Genomic DNA, 18,009 nt, shown 5'->3' on the forward strand with positions numbered 1-18,009 from the left:
CTTCTCAGCGATCTTATTGGATAATTCTGCAACTGTGCAGGCGACCAGGCCGAAATTCAAATATCAGTCATATTACAATGAAAATCGTATTTCTCGATGCCTCTACCGTGGGTGACGTTCCGAATCTGGATTCTCTTAAGGAGATGGGTGATGTGACACTCTACCCGGTAACCAGGCCTGATGAAACAGAGGAACGTATCCGTGACGCAGAGGTCATCATCACAAACAAGGTGGTACTCGACAGGAAATTGATGAGCGGAGCGGCAAATCTGAAACTGATCTGTGTGGCCGCAACCGGAATGAATAATATTGACAGGGAAGCTGCAGAAGAACTCGGGATACCTGTGAAGAATGTGGCAGGTTATGCGTCGAACAGTGTTGCGCAAAGTACGTTTGCGATGGTCCTGCATCTGATGCAGGGAATTTCATACTATGACAGGTACATAAAGAGCGGAGAGTACTCGAAAAGCCCCATTTTCACACATCTGGGAAGGCCATTTCATGAAATTGCCGGCAAGCAGTTCGGTATTATCGGCCTGGGAAGCATCGGCCGCAGAGTGGCATCGATAGCGGAGGCCTTTGGGGCGAATGTAGTTTACTATTCAACAACAGGTAAAAATACCGATCAGCCTTATGCGCTTCTGGGTCTGACAGAACTTTTAAAGAGCTCGGATTTTGTATCTGTCCATGCGCCGCTGAATGAGCAAACTGAAAACCTGATAGGGTACAAGGAAATGAAGCAGATGAAATCATCCGCACTTCTGATCAATACGGGTCGCGGAGGCATAGTTAACGAAGAGGATCTGGTCAGAGCCATCGATGAGAAGCTGATTGCAGGTGCTGCCCTGGACGTATTTGAGAAGGAACCTCTGCCCTCTGATCACCCGCTTCTGAGGGTTCAGAATCCGGAGAGGCTGCTGATGACCCCGCATATGACCTGGTCGAGCGTGGAGGCCAGGACGGAGCTGATTGAGGGGGTGAAGAGCAATATTGAGGAGTTTGGTCAGCGGAGCTGACAGCTTTGTTTGGGAGAGCAGAGCTCTCCCAAAGCATCCCTCCAATAGCCCCTATCACATCAATTGAGTCCGCCACGGCGGTTCGGTGTTCTGGGATTGGGCCAGGTCATCTGTTCACCGGTTCGCGGGTTTATGGGAAGTACTCTTCGTTCACGTGAGGTTTTCTCCGGATCCTCACTGGCCATATAGGCAAGCGTGGCTATCAGGATCACGTTATTACGCACGTCATCAAATACCAGCTTATCATAGGTATCGCGGTTGGTATGCCAGGTGTAGTTCCAGTACGACCAGTTGAGTGAACTCAGGAAAAATCCCGGTGCACCGGCGCTTACAAAGGAGGCGTGGTCGGAACCGCCTCCGCTTGGCATGCCCGGAAAGGTAGTTTCAATATGTTGCGTTACATCACGCGGAGCGGCCGACAACCATCTGCCGAGGTAGTCGTAGGAATTCACAAAACCCTGACCGCTGATGCTTACTACACGGCCGGTGCCGTTGTCCTGATTAAACAGAGCCTGAAGCCCCTCAACAATGTCAGGATTGTCCTCCACAAAGGCAGCAGATCCGTTCAGGCCCTGCTCTTCAGCTCCCCAGAGCCCGACCAGAATGGTTCTTTTTGGGTTGGGATAGATTTTCTTGAGTATCCTGGCCACTTCCATCATGGTAATGGAGCCTGTACCGTTATCGGTGGCGCCGGTGCCAGCTTCCCAGGAATCGTAATGTGCAGAGAGAATAATGTATTCATCGGGCTTCTCGGTTCCGCGTATCTCCGCTATCGTATTGAAAGTCGGAACCACACCATGATCTTTGGATTCTGCCCGAACACGGATAACGGGATCGTGTCCGCTTTCAACCAGCCGGTAGAGCATACCGTAGTCTTCGAGCAAAATGTCGATGGTGGGGATGTTTTCCGTACCGGCCCCGAAAATTTTATTGGTACCGAATCCCTGGCTCCAGTTCGACATGATGATACCCGCCGCACCTGCTTCTTCGAGAGCCTGAACCAGGGTTCTGTTGTTGTGGCCGGTATTGGCAATTCGCTCTCTCCAGGCACGTGTTGCATCCTGTCGCTCCTGACGTATTTTCTCCAGCGATTCCTCAGTGGCAAACTCCTCCCAGTTATAGTCGGGACGGCCGGTTGGCTGGTGCATGGAGATCATGACGAATTTGCCTTCCGCATTCGGAAGCCAGGCACTGAACTCTTCTTCATCAGACACTTCCGGAATAATTACCAGTCCGGCTTCCACGCCGCCTTCAGGAGTGGGAGGGCTCCACGCAAGCTGCATCGCTTCGAGGGTTACAACGCGGGGTGAAATCATGTCTACATGAGTTATGCCGCGCTCCCAGCCTCTCCATTCTCCAAATTGTTCATTTCTGGCGGTTATTCCCCAGTTTTCAAACGTTTCGACAGCCCAGTCGTGTGCGTGCTGCATCTGCGGGGTGCCGACCAGACGGGGACCAATTACATCCATCAGGTGATGAGCCATCTCTTCGATCTGTGAATTTTCGGTGGCTTCCAGTACAATTTGTTCAACAATTTCGTCCTGATTCTGTGCAACGGCAGTAAAAACGAGGCAGAGAATCAGAAGGGCAGACATCAGGCTTTTTTGGATCATGGGTGAATAGGGTTGGTTGATGTTGGAATCGGTAGCATTCATAGGCTGAAAGTACTGTAATTGAACGGAAAAAAATCGTAAAAAACGGCTAACGGCAGAAGCACGCCGGATCCCCGCGCTGCTGAAAAAAATAAAACCTCCCTGCCGGCAGAATTCCGGATGATTCTGCCTACCTTTAAAAGATCATTCAACTTCTGAAAAAGACATTCAGCGTGAAGAAAGAAATCAATATTCGGGTGGATCCTCAAACGGCGGCCGAACCCGGATTGCTAACATCATTTATTGCCGCAAAAGAGGATCTTCCGGAGGATGAGATCCGTCATGTAGAGATACTCAGGCGCTCAATCGACGCGCGGCAGCGCAACGTGATCATTAACCTGAGGGTGGAGGTGTATATTGATGAACCGTTCATGGAAGAACCGGTTACGCTACCCGACTATCCGAATGTTCGAAATGAAGAGGAGGTGCTGATCATCGGAATGGGTCCGGCCGGACTCTTTGCTGCACTCAAACTGATCGAATGCGGCAAAAAGCCGGTGATTCTGGAGCGGGGGAAGGATGTAAAAGACCGGATTCGCGACCTCAAGGCGATCAACGTGGATCATATTGTAAATGAGGATTCCAACTACTGTTTTGGCGAGGGCGGTGCGGGCACCTACTCCGACGGCAAGCTGTATACCCGGTCGCACAAGCGCGGCAACGTGGAGCGAATTCTTAAGCTGCTTGTCGGCTTTGGTGCGGTGAAGGATATCATGGTGGATGCCCATCCTCATATCGGCACCAACAAGCTGCCGCCGATTATCGCTTCCATGAGAGAGTGCATCCTGCAGCATGGCGGTGAGATTTATTTCAATACCAGGGTGACAGACTTCATTCTGGAAAGTGACTCCATAAAGGGCGTAAGAACACAAGGCGGCGGGTCGTTCAAAGCAGACAGTGTGATCCTGGCAACGGGTCACTCAGCACGCGATATTTTCAGGCTGCTGGAGCGCAATGAGATTGAAATTGAGCTGAAACCGCTGGCGGTCGGAGTACGGGTTGAGCATCCGCAGAAACTGATCGACTCCATACAGTACAGCTGTGATGTGCGCAGCGACTACCTGCCGCCTTCGCCTTACAGCATTGCAAAACAGGTGGGCGATCGCGGCGTTTACAGCTTCTGTATGTGTCCCGGCGGGGTAATTGCTCCCTGTGCCACAAGCCCCGGAGAGATTGTGACAAATGGCTGGTCGTCATCGAGAAGGGCGCGGGCTACAGCCAACTCCGGAATTGTAGTGGAACTGAGCAAAGAGGACTTCAAACCGTTTAAAGAGCACGGAGCACTCGCAGCCGTAGAATTTCAAAAAGTGATTGAGAAAAGGGCGTGGGAGGCAGGCGGTAAAACTCAGACCGCTCCGGCTCAGAGGCTGACTGATTTTCTGGAAGGCAGAATCTCGCAATCTCTGCCGAATACCTCCTATACGCCGGGTGTCCGCTCCGTTGAGCTGGCTGAAGTTCTGCCCGGATTTATTCATGAAGCACTAAAACGCGGATTTGTCAAATTCGAGCAGTCGATGAAGGGATACATCACGGAAGAGGCCATTGTACACGCACCGGAAACACGAACGTCCTCACCGGTTCGTATTCCGCGCGACAGGGAGACCCTGCAGCATATCCGGATCAAAGGACTCTATCCCTGCGGGGAGGGAGCAGGATATGCGGGTGGAATCATTTCTGCCGCAATGGACGGTGAAAAATGTGCCGCTGCTTGTGTTAATCAGAATAGGTAAAAAGTGCCGGGTGCATGGAGCCGGATGCACGTACTCAGTTGCTTCTTGACCACTTTCTTCGTTCCCGCCGGCTCATTTCGGATGTAATCACTTCTTCAGGGTGTACACTCTCGTAAAGTTCGTTGCTTGTTACATGCAGCGATCTGTTTTGTGTGGTTCTGAAGACTGGCTTAATGTATCGCCAATTGCTGACACCATCAGCATCCGCGGGATTGAAAACCACCGAATCGTCATTTCGATAGTATACCAGCATGCGTATCTGATTGCCGAGTTCAAATTCATCTCCTGCCATTTTGCCGAGCGGCTGACCCGGATAAACGGTTTCGCCTTCACTTACATAAATTTCATCGTCTCGGAATACGGAGTACCGGGCGAAAGTACAATCTTCATGAACCACGGTAACCGTGTTTCGGTTGCTTGTATACAGCAAATTTGAACCCGGATCATTCTCACCATCCTGTACATCGACCACCACACCTTTCCGTGCCGAATAGATCTCTGTTTCATTTTCGGTTCGGAATGAGATGGAATACCAGTCATCGGGTGCTTCCCGGTTAACCATTTCACCCAGGTAACTCAGTTCGGAAGCCCTGGCAAACGTCCCTTCCCTGAATGGGAGCAGATACTCTACATCATCGGGATCCGTATCCAGACAACCAGAGTGGTACCGCGTACTGTAACGGAAATGGCTCTGTTGGTCGGACCACTGCTTTGACAGTGTGAGCAGGCGGACTCTGGCCCCGCTTACATTTCGCGAGAATGGCAGAGCTTCCGACGCATCGAGGTTTCTGAGATCGGAAAAACCAATAGTAACGATCATCGGTATGGGAGTCCTGTTTATGGCATAAAAAGAATAGCCGTCACGGTTATTTGCTTCATAAGTTACTTCAATGGGGCGGTGCTGGGCATTGGCGGAATGTGAGAGTCCACTCAGCATAATTGAGCACAGAATCCATGTTGAAAATGTAAGAATCTGTTTCATATCCATTATTTCAATTCCATTCAGATAATAATTTCAATATGATATATATCATATCCATTATAAATAATCAAAGCACATTGGCGGAAACAGGTTAGGCCCCGGAGGTTTAAGGTGGATCAATCCTGAAGTGCATATCGGTTGCAAACTAAGCGTCGTCTGCAGGGTATCCAGAGGGATTCACCTCAGTCAAAATGGTCGCTTTAAAGAGTGACGTTTCTTATGAATGCGTGCACACAGAATTGATATCTATTCAATAATAAATCATCTCCTCTTTGATCATAGAGGAGATGATTTCAATCTGCTTGCAAGTAGCAGGTTACGATCCCAGCCAATAGGAGAATTTGACCAGGAAGGTGTGAGTGGCCGGCGTGCTGAAAAGATCGCTGAATGTATCGCCTACGTCCAGGCTGCCGCTGTTACGGTAACCAGATCGGGCCTGCGACCAAACAAAAAAGATGGTGGACCCCGGGCGATATTCCCATCGGACTACGGCATTTCCGAGCAGCGAATGGATATTAAAATCGGGATTTGGGAGCTGAAATGCATTGCTTGAACCGGCGGGACTCACTTCATAGCGGTTGCTTGCCGGGTTAAACGATATGTTCCCGGTATCTTCACCGTATACCTCATAATCCATAGAGCCGGGACGGTCTAACTCTTTAAACCCGCTGAAATGTCCGGATGAAATAAACGGCTGTGCAAACATCTGGAAGCTGAGAGAGGGACTGAATGTCCACTCCATTCGTACGGTCGCGGAAACTGTCTGCTGACGGAGGTCTGCAAAGACGTACCTGTTCCCAAACGTGGCTGTCTTCTCGGGGGTTGCTACGCTCGACACATACTGGGTTTTATTTTCTCTCACGGAAAATGTCGGTTCAACGGAGATGTTTGCGGCAGGGTGAGGCCGGTACTGAAAGCGTACAGAACCGGTTCCTGAAAAACCGCCAAGTTCATCTGCTTGCCGCCGGGCAAGAATGCGAACCCGCAGGGCTTTTCTGTTATCTGAACTGAGTATCATTGCAGATGACATAGAAGCGGGTCGTCGTGCAACGGGCCCGCCTCTGGTCAGCTTGTCGTCGACGGAGCGCACAGAAGCAAAAACCTCCGTATTGAGCGACCAGAAGTTGCTGAAGCGGAATGATCCTCCAACCCCGTGCAAATTATTCACGTAGTCTCCACCCGAGTTGAATGTATTGGCAGAAAACAGATACGTGTTGAAGTTGCGAAGCCAGCCCAGGCCGGAATTGGGCTGCTGATAGATCTGCATGGCGGTTGTGGTTGTCCGGTCTGCTATGGTCTGAAAACCAAGGTCATTCACTTCAAAGCCCGGGGTGACGTGATAGGCACGAACCTGCGAAATCCAGTGTCTTGTTTGGCGGGTAATCATTACATCCCCATACATTCCGGAAAGAGAGGTTTTTTTTTCATTCAGTGAAAGGTTGTCCGCATCGGGCCTCTGAAAGTAGCGTGCACTGCTTAGCTGCAGAGAACGAATTACTTCGCTGCTGCCGCTTACATGGCTGGCTGCAAACCGTCCGCTGATCATGTATTTGTTATTATTCCAGCGGTGCTGGCCATCCATTCCTGCCGTAAAGGCGTTGTCGGCAAGCAACCTGGTGAGGTTGGGGTCACTGTTTTCGCGAAGCACGGAATTGAAGATGATTCCGGCTACGCTGTTGCCGTCATTGAAATCCCGCTGAAAGCGAGCTACACTATAGTTTGTAAACGGCTCTACGCTTGCTGAAAGGGTTTCACCGCTGCCATTGGTGTAGGCTGCCTGCTGTTCCGTGGTTACGGCGTTCAGAAAACCCAAAGACCAGCCACCCGATGTTTTGCCGCTTAGCTTCACCGCACCGATAATAGGCGTTGATTCCGGCATGTTACTGAATTCGGCTCCGGAGGGAATACGGCCCTGTGGCGCCCTGCCGATTCTTCTGGAGTAAAAAATGGTGGGTACATCACCCAAACGCAGCATGCTGTTGGTGCTGAAATCGAAAATTTCAGTTCCCTCAAGGAAAAAGGGCCTCCGCTCTGAAAAGAACGTTTCAAATGCTGTCAGGTTCACCTCAGCCGGGTCTGCCTCAACCTGGCCAAAGTCCGGATTAAGGGTAGCGCTCAGCGTAAGGTTGGATGTAAGCCCGTAGGTAACATCTGCTCCTGCCTGCAGGGAGGATTCATATTCATTCAAAAATGGATTGCCGTTCGAAAAAGGTGAGCGATTTAACTGTGATGAGAGGTATGGAACAATTTCCAGCTGGTTCTTTTTCGGCAGATTATTGAGTTCCGTTAGCCTTCCGAACTTAGATACAATTCCTGCATCATCGGGCGGCGTGGGCGCCCAGTACGACTCTTCATCACGGTCTGCAATATACCGGGAAAAGTTAACTCCCCATCCTTCGCGCATCTCCTCAGATGACTCATCATATCGCAGCTGGGAAAGCGGTATTCTCATCTCAAGGGTCCATACATTGTTTTCAATAACAGATTTACCCTGCCATACGGCATTCCAGCTGATATCCTCCCGGCTGTCATTGTAAATCAGCACATCCTTTTGGACACCGCGCGGGTTGAGTGCAAATACAAATGCGGTGCGCTGGTCGTTATAGCTGTCGATGCCCGCAAAAAACCAGTCGCTGTATCCGTCTCCGTCTCTTCTGAAAAGAGTCGAAGCAATTGAGTCGGCAGAACTGTAACGGAGAGTGGCACCAATGTATATCGCGTCATCATCATACAGAATCTTTACGTCAGTCTGTTCAGAAGAGGGTTTGCCGGTGTCGGGTGTTCTCTGTGTGAATCCGCTGATAGTTTCGGACTGCTGCCAGGCTGACTCATCCAGTATCCCGTCAAGCTTTACGGACCCTTTTTCCAGGTGGGTCGCCTTGTAGGTAAAAACGGTGGACGGCTTGTGCGGACCAAGATCTGTGGAGTCAGGATCATCTGTATCAGCAGGTGCAAAAGCCAGAGCGGAAATGGCCGCTAAAATGATAATAGATATTGTAGATTTCATGATAGGGTAGATTTATTGATAGATCACACATCGAAGAGAGGAGCGCCGGCAAGTTCTCCAATCCTCTTGCTGGCAATCGATTACGGGATGCCGCCCGAATAAGTTTCAAAATTATTTCAGAGGGTATCTTTGCTGTTCAGAAACAGAACAGTAGAAGGAAATTGCGGAGAAATCATTTGGATGAACCGAAATGAATAACCAAAAGAATACGCCTGCACAGATTTGGATAGGTATATAAATAAACGATACGAACTGCTTATCCGTTATGTATAGAAAGGCTAACAGCAACGAAAAACAGGAGAAACCATGAGTAATCTGGACCTAAAAGGAAGCTGGAATGAACTGAAGGGAAAACTGAAACAGGAGTACGGGGAGCTTACCGATGACGATCTTGCTTACGTTGAGGGCAAGGAAGATGAGCTGATTGGCAGAATTCAAAAAAGACTTGGTAAAAAACGCGAAGAGATTGCGGCTGAGATTAAAGACTGGCTTGAGGAGTTTGAGGGAGAGCAAGAAAAGGCATAATCAGTTAAAATCGGCCGGAAATGGATAACATTTCTTCAATAAGAGTTTTTCTTAAGTTTTCAGTTATCGTATTGCTTCTGCTTACAGCCGGTGTTTAGGCTACTGGCATGCACACCGTTTTTCACGGTGCGAATAAGCCATTCGAATTATGCAACAGACATAGGCGGGCAGCCAAAATGATCTGAAAGCAGCAAATTTAATCTTGAGCAGGAAGGCTATATCCTCTTTATCCGGGTCTTGGTGAATGTAAGCAGAACGTCTCCGTCAGGTTTCAGCAGTGAAAGCTCTGTAAAGTCCTCATTGAATTGATAATGAGTGACGGTATTCAGCCTGTCGAAAAACGCTGTCTCGGAAGCCTGGTTGACGCATGTCATTTGGGTGGCAACAATATCACCGAATGTGAGAGTACCATCATCGCCGGGCAGATATGCGCCTGAAAAACGGTTGCATCCTCCTGAACCAAAAATTCGGTTCTCCTCCAGACCGAAAATAAGCATTGGAATCTCTTCCGCGGATGTTGCCTCTTGAGAAAGTTTGGTATCTGATGACCCAATCAGCTGCCATTCCGTATTAAAGAACTGATCCGGAAGGCCGGTTTTTTCGATGGTACTTTGATTGGCTGCCGTACTGCATCCGGTGAGGACTGCAAACAGCATCAGGACGATGACAATGGGTAAACGCATGATAAACGAAGTGGCAAAGAGAGATAAAAAGTTACATTCTACAGATCCTTTCACTCATGCTATGTAAAAAAGTTCCCTTGGAAGGATGTATTTGAGAAGAAATAGAAGAAACGGATCAGACCCTATTTTTCTTCCAGAACTCTTCGCAGATAGTTGATCTGTCCCAGGTGATAGGAGAGGTGCGTGGAGAGATGAATCAGCATAAAAGAGGTGGTCATCTCATATCCGAATACGGGTTCGGGATACGGCTTGGACAGATCACGCTCACTTAGACTGCGAAGGGTTTGTGAAACCGTTTGGCTTGCCTTATCCAGGCCTTCCAGAAGTTCTGCAACCTGCACATTCTTTGAGTCGAATTCTGCAGTGCGGTTCCGCACATAGCCTGTATTACCGAGAATGCTCCCGATGTAGTGATTCAGGTTGCCCGTCAGGTGCAGGGCAAGATTGCCTGCTGAATTGGAAATACGGCCGGTTGTTTTCCAGAGGTTTTCTTCTTTCTGAAAGGATTCGATTTCCAGTTTCAGTTTTTGAAGATCCCGTTCAAAAATTGTGATGAGCTCCCGGATCATAGGTCAGATCTGTTTTGGTTCGTTGAGAAGTTGAGTTGCAGACAGAATACCCCGCTCTTGCGAAATATAAAACAGAAAGATGATGTTTTTGGATAATCTGAAACCAAACAATTGTCCAGCGGGATGGCGGTAACGGAAGGTACAGGATTTCTCCGGTTTAACTTGAATATTGACTTACATGGAAATTATTTCTAACTGTTCATCCTGACAGAAAAAGAACCGGTATTTATTAGCTCCGAAAAATATAACCTTCGTTTTCTTATGACAATAACACAAAAGCTTCGACACGCTTTTCCTCGCCTGAATGATGAATTGATTTCGGAAATTGAGTCGAGTGCCCTTAAGAAAGATATCCCCAAAGGCACCGAAATATTGAGAGAGGGCCAGTATGTGTCGGCCGTACCGATTGTTCTGAGCGGGCTTATCAAAGTCTACAAACAGTATGAAGCTAGAGACCTGCTGCTTTATTATATCAAGCCGAATGAAAGCTGCATTATGTCGTTTGCAGCCGGTTTAAGAAACGAACCGAGCAATGTTTTCGCCTTAACAGAAGAGAACACCACAGCCCTTCTGCTGCCGGTTGATAAGATATCGGGGTGGATGAACCGGTACCCGGACCTGAACTCCCTTTTTTTCCAGCAGTACAACCTGCGTTACGCTGAACTGCTCGAGACCATTCAGAATGTACTGTTCAATAAAATGGATCAGCGCCTCTATGATTATCTCAGGGAAAAATCGGAGCTGCTAAACAAGAACCCGTTGAAAATCTCCCACAGGCAAATTGCAGCCGATTTGGGAACTGCGCGGGAGGTGGTGAGCAGGGTTATGAAAAAGCTCGAAAATGAAGGGAAACTGGAGCAGAATACGGATGGAATTAAAATTTCAGGGTTGTGACTTTGGTCACTGAAGCGGGGATGTAAGGAGTGTATGTTCTGGTAAGAAAGATGTAGTGAGGGTATTAAAAGCTCTCACAAATCAGTCGCCTGCAAATGTTTGATCACAGGCGACAATTCTTTGATTCAAAACCTGAACATGAAAAATACCGGAACAATGAAAAAAAATATGGGAAGTGCAGACCGCATTATCAGAGTGATTTTGGCTGCCGTAGTTGCAACACTCTACTTTACAAACGTAATCACGGGAACGCTGGGAATCGTACTGATGGTGGTTGCCGCTGTTTTTGTTCTTACCAGCCTGATCAGTTTTTGTCCGCTTTATGCTCCTTTTGGACTTAAAACCTGTGCAGTGAAAAGTGATCAGACGGCTTAAACTGGCTTGGTTTGAAGCAGAATTTAGCGGCTCAGCCGGGATTGTTCTATAGCTTGAATCCGGAGGCAAAGAGGGTGGTGGAAAAGCAATAAGATTATGATTCAACATGATCCTTATTGGAATTGAATCGAATCACTCTCTTCTCAATGCATCAATTGGGTTTAACTGGCTCGCCTTCCAGGCAGGAAAGGTACCGAAGAGTATTCCGATAAACATTGATATAACGGTAATTAGGCCTATCGTGAGAAGCGAGAATGCGGGGCTAAAAGAAACCTCAACGATTCTGTGGACTATGGGGACCACCGCAAGTGATACCAATATTCCAAACAGGATTCCGACCACTGTCCCGAAGAGGGAGATTACCATCGATTCGGACAGAAACTGGATATAAATATCCCGCTTTCTTGAACCGACGGCTTTACGAACTCCAATTTCTTTGGTTCTCTGGGTCACAGAAATCAGCAGTACATTCATTACCCCCACGCCACCAACCACTACGGAAATACCGACGATTAGTCCCATGATAATTCTGAAGAGCTGAAAGCCCTGCATTGTCTGAGATACACGAAAATCCTGACTGAAGATCCTGAAATCATTGTCGGTATATGGGGAGGAAGCAAGCCATTCGGTTATGGATTCTTTGATCACCGGGACATCTGCAACATCCGTTGCTTCAAGGGCTATAAACGGTGGATTATCGAGCAGCAACTCCCCCTTCAGGTGATCTATCGGCACCACCAGTTCAGGGCTTGGTGAATAACCGTCCACAATCCCTATCACTTCAAAGTTCACGCCGTCCAGGGTCAGCCCGGAACCGACAATTTCTTCCGGCTGATATGACGGGCCGCCAATTCGCGCGGCCAGGGTTGTATCCACAACGGCAACCCGGCGCTCAAAATCCGTGGAATCTTTTCCAAAGAAATGGGTACCGTAATTAACGATGAATTTATCCGTGTTCCCGGAGTCCGAATAATAGACCAGTGAACCGGTGGTCTGTTTCCCTATGATTATTTCTCTTGCCACCTCTGAAACTCTGAAAGATGATACCGGTACTGTAATATTGGAGATCAGCTCACGATGAATGCTGCGCGTAAGAATAGCCGGATCTGCTTTTTTGATCGAAACGCCATCAATAGTCTCTGAAGTTGCGCTTGAAACCTCCACAACTTTCACCGAAGTTGTATTGCTGATCTGCTCTCTTGCATATTTTTCAAGCCCGTCGATCATGGACAGGATCACAATAAGAGCTGAAACTCCAATGATAATCCCGAGTACAGAAAGAAGCGTATGGAAAAAATTGGTGCGGATATTTTCCAGGGCATACAGCAGGGCGGATTGGAAGGATTTCAGCATGGGGATCCAAATTATGGGTTAAATCCTGAGTGAGAGCGTCAGGTTCCTCGGAATTTTTTTTAAAATGCAGAAATAGGTCATAAATCAATCAATTCATGCATTTCAGGCGTTGTTCTAATGAATAAAACTGCCGGAACCAACAGGTCAATATCAGATGGATCCAACCGTTGGAAGATCTGTTTTGTTAAATCCATTATCTCAGATGATGCCTTTATGGCCCAGATGATTACGTTTTAGGGTAATACGGCACCGCTACCCAAAAAGTTATAAGGGCTTGTTACTTTCCAACTTCATTTATAGGCAAGCATCCGGGTGTACCTTTTAAATTTTCCCGAAAAGAGAGCCGGCCGCCAATCGAAAAAGGGTGCGTTATGGCGGCATTTATTACCTGATGGCAGTTCCGGTGTTGAAGATTGCACTAGGGCAGTTCGCAAATCCGTCACATTACTCTCTGAGATTGTTTCGAAGCTTGAAGGATTGAACATCAGAATCCTGATTATCATCAGGAATTTCAATTTCAGATGCAGATCTGCTCTTGCCTGAAGAACTCTCTTTACTCTTGCTAACCGAGGATTGTAAAACAAAATCAGAAAGCTGCCTTGCGGTCTCGGCCACTTCATTTTTGTGCTTCTTCAGAAATTGTTTTGTTAAAAATCGCACGATCGGATAACATCCCAAAGCAAGCAGTAGTCCCGCCGTTATTCCCGGCCACTCAATTCCCAAAACGCTGGAACTTGTTAATCCACCCAGAACGGCAAATACTACAGCTACCGGAACAAGCGGAATGAGGTAATTCAGGGAGTTTCCCCACTCCAGGCCCATGAATCGGCGTTTGCTTACCCGAATGCGAAAGCGATCACCCCGGCGCTGCATCAACACCCGGGTAGAGTACATTCCCGCTTCCGTTTTGTAGTCCCACTCCGTGGTGCTTGCCGTTTTTGTTACTTTTGCCTTACCCTCGTGCGTACCCCAGAGATTATCCCACCAGTTAAGCTCATCGGTGGTTCCATACATGTGGTTCAATTCTGTGACAAGCAAATCCACGGTTTCCCGCGAGGGCTGATAATCGAGCCAGACTTCGGATGAAATCTCTTCCCTGTTTACCCGTACACGCTCTTTTGGGTGCGTTTGCTCACTATCCAGTTCCAAGGCAGCTTTTACAATCAGCTCAGGGTCGAGCCCGGCTTCGGATGCAACGGCTTTCAATTCATCGATGGTCAGGCCGTTTCTGCCGCTATCCTTACCGGATACGGACCTTTCGGCTTCGAGTTCAGCAGCCCGTTTAATAAGCTTTTGAACTTCACCCTCATTAAAAATGCGGTCTGACATGCAGAAGTGCTGTTTATTAACCATTGAATCGGAATTCACAATATATGTAAACCAATGATATTTTACACTTTCAGGACACTTTTCCAGTATATATGTTTAGGAGCTTGTCTCATATTAACGTGAGTTTCCCGAGGGGATCCCTGCGGTGGAAGGGGGACACTCTTCAACAAACTCTTATATCGAACTGAGCTTATTCTAAAACAGGTACATTTGATAATAAATCACATACCCGCCCGCACCGATCAGAAGCCAGCCGGTAACCGTTTCCATATAGGGGAGAACCTTTCCGAGAAATTTCATCAGGAAATCCCTCGCCAGTACCGAGAGAAGGATCGCCCCGACCATCATCAGGCTCATGCCGCCGAAATAGGCCAGAAAATAGCCCGCGCCGGTAAATACGGAAGGCGCAGCCATCGCCTGGGTAGCCACCACCAGGAAAAGAGGGAAGAGGCAGCCCAATGAACCGATGGCATAGGCCGTACCGAAAAGAAAAGCTTCTTTCGATTCCGAACCTGCAGATGTTCGATTCACATTCAGGGTCATCGACACGCTCTTTCCGGCTGCCATCATTATTCCAAGTACAATGAGTATCCCGCCCATGCCCATGGTGATCCACTTCATATAGGCTTTCAATACCTGGGCTGCCAACAGAATGAAAACTCCTGCCAGGGCGTAAACAGCCAGAATGCCCAAAATGCTCAGAAAAGCGAGCTTTAGCCCGCGGATGAATCGTGATCTGCTGCCGGGTGCGTTATTTTCAGGCCGTGATATAAATGCTGTGATGTACGCCGGCAGGAGGGCAACTGCGCAGGGTGCCAGGAATGCCAGCACTCCCTGCATGAAGGAGAACGTGTAAAATTCCATTCTTTCAGTTCAGCAGCCCGGAGAAGAGCTCCCTGAACTCATCGGCGGTGAGGGCTTGTTTGGACTTTTTGAATGCAATGTTACCGTCAAGATTAACTCCCACTGTTGTTGCCTGACTTTCAACGCCGAAATCAATCATGATTTCGGGGCGACCTGCCGTACTTGGGAATAAAAAATCTTCATTTTCGGCCAGTTCACGCATTACATCTTCCGTGTCGGTAGGGTCAATACTGACCGCAACCAGCGTCAGGCGGTCTTCAAATTCCGGGTACACCTCTGAAAGCACCGGCCAGTTGCGCGCACAAACGGGACACCAGGACGCCGTAAAGTAAACGACAACCGGCTTCCCACTTTCAAGTGATTTTTGCAGGCTGATGGATTCGCCTTCAAGTGTTGTAACCTCAAAATCAGGTGCGGCCATAAGCGTGTTCTCGCTATGCGAAGCAGTCTCCGAGTCCGCCGCTTCAGACGTATCTGCGCCCGGCCGGCTGTCAATGTTGGAGCACGACACGAGTATGAAGGCAAATGCTGTGATTGTATGAATAAGAATAGAACTATAGTGCTTCATCGGGATGTAACTCCGTTAATTGCGTTGATTTTTAAATCCGTTTGTTTGATTAGGTAAAATCAAACTAACCTATTGGCGGATATGAAGTCTCCCGAATCTGTAACGAATTGGTAATCAGTTGAGAACTGTGGGCAGGATCATGTGTGGGTTGGCAGATGTACGGTAAATGTGGTGCCCTCATTTGTGATACTGCTCACCGAGATTTCCCCGCCATGGAGAGCAAAAATTTTGCGTGCAATGGCCAGTCCCAGTCCGGCGCCGCCCGTGTCGGAACGGCTCTTGTCGGCCTGGTAAAACCGGTCGAAAATGTGTGGCAGATCCGTCTCCGGAATGCCGGAACCCGTATCTGAAATCTCGAGCACTACGTCTTCGCCGTTCATGACAGAGGAGACCGTGACGGTACCGCCTTCCGGGGTATGTGTAATGGCGTTGTCGATCAGATTGGTGATGGCGCGGTTCAGCATGCTGATGTCGGCCTCAATAAGTACGTTTGGATAGTCGGGAAACACCGCTTCCAGACGAATGCCCTTGTTATCGGCCAGCGGTTTGAACTGCTGTACCAAATCCTGAACAAGCTCAGGCAGGGAAATGGGTTCTATGCTAAGGCGCACCTGCTCGGTATCGAGTTTGGTGAGCTCAAAGAGATCATCAATGAGCCTGTTCAGCTTTTGGGTGTTTCCCAATACGGTTTTCAGATAGCTGTGAAGATCGTCTCTGGACAATGATTCCCTTTTCATATCGATGGTTTCCAGGTATCCCTGAATGGATGCAAGCGGGCTGCGGAGGTCGTGAGAGACGTTTGCAATCAGCTCCCTGCGCATGCGATCCGACTTTTCGATCTCTTTCATATTGTCGACCAGGGTGTCGGCCATGCGGTTGAAGCAAACGGCCAGATCGGTCAGTTCATCGCTCCCTTCCGTTTCAATCCGCTCGGTAAGCTGTCCGCGCTCAAACTTTTTTACCGTTGTTTTCATTTTGTCGAGACGGCGTGAGATGCTTGAAAAAAGAAAGAGTCCGGTTGCAAGGCTGATAGCCAGAACAATTCCGATCACCCAAAGGGTGCCGCGGGTGATATAGCTTTCGGAAACCATTGCCGTTGCTTTGGTAAACTGATCACCTTCCAGAACCACATAGAGATAACACCCTTCGGATCCCATGATGCTGATATTGGCCGCGCTGAACGTTTTTCTCTTATCCGGATTCAGGGGGTCCTGCGCTACGATAGGAAGTGCCTTACCCTGAATAAATGCATCGAGCGGGCGCGTGTCGATCATGGAGTTTTCGAGCACCACCAGCTCGCGGCTGGCCGGTATCACGCTTTTTACCTTTCCTTCATAGTTGAGAAGGTAAAAATCGAACTGCGGGTTCTTGCCGCTGAGCTCGGTAAGCTTTTGTTCAATTTTCTGCTGATCGAATTCGTCGATCAGCATCGGCTGAAACTCTTTGGCAAGAAGCGGTGCCAGGTCTTTGTTTGTTGTCTGGATGGCCTCCTGCACCACATCGGATGAAGCTTTTGTTGTGATCAAAGCAACGGCAATGCCGAATACGATCAGGATGACTGAAAAAATGGCCGCTATTTTTAAATAAAATCTGTTCATCTGCCGTGGTATTGGATTTACACTTCTGCTTCTTCAAGGTCAGCGAACCGGTATCCGACCCCCCATACCGTACGGATATAGTGTGGATCTGAGGCATCGTCCTCAATCTTGCTGCGAAGCCGGTTGATATGAGAATTAACGGTATGGCTGTATCCCTCAAAACTGTACCCCCAGATTGTGTTGAGGAGTTCCTCACGGCTGTACGCTTTGCCCGGATTGGAGAAAAAAAGGTGCAGCAGATCATACTCTTTGCTGGTAAGCTCTATGGGCCGGCCGTTCAGGGTGACCTTGCGCTTGGATACATCCAGCATCAGTCCGTCAAACTTGTACACTGAATTCTCTCTGACAGAGCTGTCTAAGCCAACCTCCACACGACGAAAGATGGCTTTCACCCTTGCCAGCAGTTCCCGGATACTGAACGGCTTGGTCATATAGTCATCAGCGCCGATTTCAAGGCCCAATACTTTATCCACCTCTTCGGTTTTGGCGGTCAGCATCAGAATCGGAACCTGCTTGTTTTCACTTCGGATGGCTTTACAGACGTCAAACCCGTCCATTTCGGGCATCATTACATCCAGAATAACCAGGCCGGGCTGCTCCTGATGAAACGCCTCCATTGCTTTTTTTCCGTCAGTAGCGGTAATAACCTGATAACTCTGATCGGTGAGATTGATTTTAAGCAGGTTCAGAAGATCCCTGTTATCTTCAGCAATAAGAATCGTTTTACCGTTGTTGTCCATGGCTTCGATATTTAAATGACGTGAGAAACTCACGTTAAGTAACAAAAAATCCGTTAATCAGACGTTGAAATCATCACGCTTTCGTAACATGAGACCCGCCGCCCAGATGATACCACAAAGTCCG

The 18,009-nt window shown here is 48.5% G+C and carries 16 protein-coding genes; 5 read left to right on the forward strand and 11 right to left on the reverse strand.

Annotated features, from left to right (window positions below; translation table 11 throughout):
- The first annotated feature begins 77 nt into the window (after nucleotides 1-77).
- A complete protein-coding gene (locus DDZ15_RS10750; RefSeq protein WP_109647086.1) occupies nucleotides 78-1,016 on the forward strand; it encodes a D-2-hydroxyacid dehydrogenase in 939 nt (312 codons plus the stop codon).
- 59 nt (nucleotides 1,017-1,075) lie between these two features.
- Here the strand turns inward: DDZ15_RS10750 and DDZ15_RS10755 are convergent, their stop codons facing one another.
- On the reverse strand, nucleotides 1,076-2,629 hold the full coding sequence (locus DDZ15_RS10755) for a M20/M25/M40 family metallo-hydrolase (protein WP_109647202.1): 1,554 nt from the start codon (nucleotides 2,627-2,629) through the stop codon (nucleotides 1,076-1,078).
- A gap of 212 nt (nucleotides 2,630-2,841) precedes the next feature.
- On the opposite strand from DDZ15_RS10755, the gene DDZ15_RS10765 reads away from it, so the two are divergent.
- Nucleotides 2,842-4,398: an FAD-dependent oxidoreductase gene (locus tag DDZ15_RS10765; protein ID WP_109647088.1), complete on the forward strand. Its 1,557-nt coding sequence runs from the start codon at nucleotides 2,842-2,844 to the stop codon at nucleotides 4,396-4,398.
- 34 nt (nucleotides 4,399-4,432) lie between these two features.
- Here the strand turns inward: DDZ15_RS10765 and DDZ15_RS10770 are convergent, their stop codons facing one another.
- Together DDZ15_RS10770 and DDZ15_RS10775 are read right to left on the reverse strand one after the other, a co-directional pair.
- On the reverse strand, nucleotides 4,433-5,386 hold the full coding sequence (locus DDZ15_RS10770) for a M23 family metallopeptidase (RefSeq protein WP_109647089.1): 954 nt from the start codon (nucleotides 5,384-5,386) through the stop codon (nucleotides 4,433-4,435).
- Nucleotides 5,387-5,696: 310 nt separating this feature from the next.
- Nucleotides 5,697-8,387: a DUF5916 domain-containing protein gene (locus DDZ15_RS10775; RefSeq protein WP_109647090.1), complete on the reverse strand. Its 2,691-nt coding sequence runs from the start codon at nucleotides 8,385-8,387 to the stop codon at nucleotides 5,697-5,699.
- A gap of 306 nt (nucleotides 8,388-8,693) precedes the next feature.
- Here DDZ15_RS10775 and DDZ15_RS10780 point away from each other — a divergent pair, with 306 nt between their 5' ends.
- Entirely contained in the window at nucleotides 8,694-8,912 is a 219-nt protein-coding gene (locus DDZ15_RS10780) for a CsbD family protein (RefSeq protein WP_109647091.1), read from the forward strand.
- Between the two features lie 215 nt (nucleotides 8,913-9,127).
- On the opposite strand, the gene DDZ15_RS10785 is transcribed toward DDZ15_RS10780, so the two are convergent.
- Together DDZ15_RS10785 and DDZ15_RS10790 are read right to left on the reverse strand one after the other, a co-directional pair.
- Entirely contained in the window at nucleotides 9,128-9,595 is a 468-nt protein-coding gene (locus DDZ15_RS10785) for an META domain-containing protein (RefSeq protein ID WP_146198571.1), read from the reverse strand.
- A gap of 122 nt (nucleotides 9,596-9,717) precedes the next feature.
- A complete protein-coding gene (locus tag DDZ15_RS10790) occupies nucleotides 9,718-10,164 on the reverse strand; it encodes a DinB family protein (RefSeq protein ID WP_109647093.1) in 447 nt (148 codons plus the stop codon).
- 261 nt (nucleotides 10,165-10,425) lie between these two features.
- Here DDZ15_RS10790 and DDZ15_RS10795 point away from each other — a divergent pair, with 261 nt between their 5' ends.
- Complete coding sequence (locus DDZ15_RS10795) at nucleotides 10,426-11,058, forward strand: Crp/Fnr family transcriptional regulator (RefSeq protein ID WP_109647094.1); 633 nt, start codon at nucleotides 10,426-10,428, stop codon at nucleotides 11,056-11,058.
- 156 nt (nucleotides 11,059-11,214) lie between these two features.
- A complete protein-coding gene (locus DDZ15_RS10800) occupies nucleotides 11,215-11,433 on the forward strand; it encodes a YgaP family membrane protein (protein WP_109647203.1) in 219 nt (72 codons plus the stop codon).
- Between the two features lie 132 nt (nucleotides 11,434-11,565).
- Here the strand turns inward: DDZ15_RS10800 and DDZ15_RS10805 are convergent, their stop codons facing one another.
- The 6 genes from DDZ15_RS10805 to DDZ15_RS10830 all read right to left on the reverse strand — a co-directional run bounded on the left by DDZ15_RS10805 (nucleotide 11,566) and on the right by DDZ15_RS10830 (nucleotide 17,885).
- Nucleotides 11,566-12,786 carry an ABC transporter permease gene (locus tag DDZ15_RS10805; protein ID WP_109647095.1) on the reverse strand — a complete coding sequence of 407 codons (1,221 nt, stop codon included), beginning with the start codon at nucleotides 12,784-12,786 and terminating at the stop codon, nucleotides 11,566-11,568.
- 444 nt (nucleotides 12,787-13,230) lie between these two features.
- Nucleotides 13,231-14,115: a hypothetical protein gene (locus tag DDZ15_RS10810; protein WP_109647096.1), complete on the reverse strand. Its 885-nt coding sequence runs from the start codon at nucleotides 14,113-14,115 to the stop codon at nucleotides 13,231-13,233.
- Nucleotides 14,116-14,310: 195 nt separating this feature from the next.
- Nucleotides 14,311-14,979: a cytochrome c biogenesis CcdA family protein gene (locus tag DDZ15_RS10815; protein ID WP_109647097.1), complete on the reverse strand. Its 669-nt coding sequence runs from the start codon at nucleotides 14,977-14,979 to the stop codon at nucleotides 14,311-14,313.
- A gap of 4 nt (nucleotides 14,980-14,983) precedes the next feature.
- Complete coding sequence (locus DDZ15_RS10820; RefSeq protein ID WP_109647098.1) at nucleotides 14,984-15,547, reverse strand: peroxiredoxin family protein; 564 nt, start codon at nucleotides 15,545-15,547, stop codon at nucleotides 14,984-14,986.
- 137 nt (nucleotides 15,548-15,684) lie between these two features.
- Entirely contained in the window at nucleotides 15,685-17,145 is a 1,461-nt protein-coding gene (locus DDZ15_RS10825) for a sensor histidine kinase (protein WP_109647099.1), read from the reverse strand.
- A 17-nt stretch (nucleotides 17,146-17,162) separates the two neighbouring features.
- Nucleotides 17,163-17,885 carry a response regulator transcription factor gene (locus DDZ15_RS10830; RefSeq protein ID WP_109647100.1) on the reverse strand — a complete coding sequence of 241 codons (723 nt, stop codon included), beginning with the start codon at nucleotides 17,883-17,885 and terminating at the stop codon, nucleotides 17,163-17,165.
- Nucleotides 17,886-18,009 lie beyond the last annotated feature (124 nt).

It is taken from the genome of Rhodohalobacter mucosus (assembly GCF_003150675.1).
GTDB classification, from domain to species: domain Bacteria; phylum Bacteroidota; class Rhodothermia; order Balneolales; family Balneolaceae; genus Rhodohalobacter; species Rhodohalobacter mucosus.